The sequence below is a fragment of the Nitratidesulfovibrio oxamicus genome, from assembly GCF_015731765.1.
GTDB lineage: Bacteria > Desulfobacterota > Desulfovibrionia > Desulfovibrionales > Desulfovibrionaceae > Cupidesulfovibrio > Cupidesulfovibrio oxamicus.
Window position 1 is genome coordinate 1 of the sequence record NZ_VRYY01000326.1, and the last position, 2959, is coordinate 2959.

1 protein-coding gene and 1 pseudogene are annotated in these 2959 nt (G+C 66.7%); one reads left to right on the plus strand and one right to left on the minus strand.

The genetic code is table 11. The features are described 5' to 3' along the window. Window positions 1–203: pseudogene (locus tag FVW20_RS11270) on the minus strand (dUTP diphosphatase); the annotation flags it as partial. A gap of 147 nt (window positions 204–350) precedes the next feature. Between FVW20_RS11270 and glgP the strand changes: the two are divergent. Continuing rightward, the gene (gene glgP / locus FVW20_RS11275) at window positions 351–2921 is read left to right on the plus strand and encodes an alpha-glucan family phosphorylase (protein WP_196609659.1); all 2571 of its coding nucleotides are present in this window, start codon (window positions 351–353) and stop codon (window positions 2919–2921) included. Window positions 2922–2959: the final 38 nt, after the last annotated feature.

The window sequence follows — 2959 nt, forward strand, 5'->3', positions numbered from 1 at the left end:
ATGGCCAGCCGCGCCCCGGCAGGCAGGACCGCCTCTTCCGCGTCCATGCAGGCGCGCAGGTCCATGCCCGCCGCAAACGGCGTGGCCGGGGCGAGGCCACCGGGGCCGTCGCCGAGAGCGTACAACGCCCGCGCGTCCCGCAGGTAGCGCACCCGCACGCGCAACGTCGGAGTACCCTCGATAACGCTGCTTGCACTTGTCACGAAAAAGCTCCTGTGAAAGAATACCATAACTCCACAGACCCGCAGGCCACCCGACGAAGAGGGGGGGGCCGCCGGACCGTCTGTTCCTATGCCACTCTCGCAGGCAAGTCAAAAGCACACACGCCGCACCGCCGGGAGGTACGCAACATGCAGCCGCTCAAGGTCTTCAGTGTCATCCCCAAACTGCCCGAAGGGCTCGAGGGGCTGTGGGAACTGGCCTACAACCTCTGGTTCTCGTGGAACAGCGACATGGAGACCATCTTCTCGCAGATGGACCAGCGCCTGTGGCAGGAAAGCTACCGCAACCCGGTATGGTTCCTGAACCACGTTCCACAGCGCACCCTGGAAGAACTCTCGCGCGACGCTTTCTTCAAGGAACGGTTGGCCGACGCCGTGGCCCAGTTGCGCCAGTACGTGGGCAGGCCGTCGCCCCACAAGTTCGAGGGGGTGGCCCCCGAAACCCCCGCCGTGGCGTACTTCAGCCTGGAATTCGGCCTGGCCCTGTGCCTGCCCATCTATTCCGGCGGCCTCGGCATCCTTGCGGGCGACCACCTGAAGTCGGCCAGCGACCTCAACGTGCCGCTGGTGGGCATCGGCATCGCCTACCAGCAGGGATACTTTCGCCAGTACATGACCCCCGACGGCTGGCAGCAGGAACGTTACCCCGTCTACGACTTCGAGCAGATGCCCATGCGCCCGGCCCTGACGCCTGACGGCCAGCCCGCCGTGGTGCGGCTGGACGTGGGCGACCGCCCCCTTGCGGCGCGCATATGGCAGGTGGCCGTGGGCCGGGTGACCCTGTACCTGCTGGACACCAACCTGCCGGAAAACCCGCCCGACTTCCGCCAGATCACCGAACGGCTGTACGGCGGCAACATCGAAATGCGCCTGTGGCAGGAAATCCTGCTGGGCATCGGCGGCATCAAGGCCCTGAAGGTGCTGGGCATAGACCCCAAGGTCATCCACATGAACGAAGGGCATTCCGCCTTCGCGGGGCTTGAGCGGGTGCGGCTGTACATGAAGGAGCACGGCCTGCCCTTCGAGGCCGCCACGGAGGTGGCCGCCTCCGGCTCCATCTTCACCACGCACACCCCGGTGCCCGCAGGCAACGACCGCTTCGCACCGGACCTGATGCACCGCTACTTCGAATCCTACGCCCGCGACATGGGGCTGGCCTTCAAGGTGTTCATGGCCCTTGGGCGAGAGGCCCCCCACGACGACACGGAACCCTTCTGCATGACCGTGCTGGCCCTGCGCCTGTCGCGCTCCAACAACGGCGTGTCCACCCTGCATGGCCGCGTCTCGCGCAACATGTGGAAGCAGGTGTGGCACCAGTTCCCGGTGGAGGATGTGCCCATCGGCGCGCTGACCAACGGGGTGCACGCGCCCACCTGGGTGGCCCAGGACATCGGCATGCTGTACGACCGCTATCTTGGCTCCAACTGGCGCGAAGACCCGGACTGCGCCCGCGCCTGGAGCCAGGTGGACACCATCTCGGACGCCGAATTCTGGCGCACCCACGAACGACTGCGCGCCCGGCTTGTGGACTTCGTGCGCGAGCGGCTGCGCCGCCAGCTGGCAGCGCAGGGCGCGCGACGGCAGGACATTCAGGCCGCCGAAGAGGTGCTGAACCCCGAGGCCCTGACCATCGGCTTTGCCCGGCGCTTCGCCACCTACAAGCGGGCCAACCTGCTGTTGCAGGACCGCGAACGGCTGGAACGCATCCTGGGCGACCGCGAACGCCCGGTGCAGTTCATCATCGCGGGCAAGGCGCACCCGCAGGATCAGGGCGGCAAGCAGCTGATCAAGGACCTGATCGCCTTCAGCCGCTCGCAGGGCGCGAACATGAGCGTGGTCTTTCTGGAAGACTACGACATGGAGGTGGCCTCGTACCTGATCACTGGCTGCGACGTATGGCTGAACAACCCCCGTCGCCCGCTGGAGGCCTGCGGCACCAGCGGCATGAAGGCCATGCTCAACGGCGTGGTGCAGTTCTCCACCCTGGATGGCTGGTGGGACGAGGCCTACAGGCCGGACAACAGCCTGGGCTGGGCCATCGGCAAGGGCGAGGAATACGACGACCCGGACTACCAGGACTTCGTGGAAATGCAGACCCTCTACAACATCCTGGAAAACGACATCATCCCGGAATTCTACGATCGCGGTCGGGGTGGCCTGCCCCGCTCGTGGATCCGCCGCATGAAGGCCGCGCTGAAGGAACTGGCCCCCCGCTACAACTCGCACCGCATGGTTCTGGACTATCTGGGCACCGCCTATTCCGCGGCCCACAGCTACTACATGCGCCTCGCGCGCGACGGCTTCGTCCCGGCGCGCGAGCTTTCCGAATGGCGCATGGACATGATGACCAAGTGGAGCGCGGTGCAGATCCGCAACGTGCGCAGCCGGGTGGAGGATACCCTGCACGTGGGCGATTCGCTGCGGGTAGAGGCGGAACTGTACCTCGACGACATCGCGGCGGAACATGTGCTCGTCCAGTTGTACGCCGGACCGCTGGGGCAGGACGGCTCCTTTGCCCAGCGCCATCTGACGGTCATGACCCCCGAGGGTGAACGGCGCGACGGCTGGCAGACATTCAGCGGCAGCACCCGCCCGGCGGAGGCCGGACGCTTCGGCTTTACCGTGCGGGCCGCACCGGTGCATCCGCTGTTGGCAGACCCGCACTCGCTCGGCCTTATCCGCTGGGCCGCGCCGGCTTAGGCAGCCCGCGTGTTGCGCCCGCACGCGGGGCGAGATCG

What these genes read in the sequence shown, in the direction of transcription:
- glgP (WP_196609659.1), top strand. Translation starts at nt 351, where the DNA reads ATGCAGCCGCTCAAGGTCTTCAGTGTCATCCCCAAACTGCCCGAAGGG.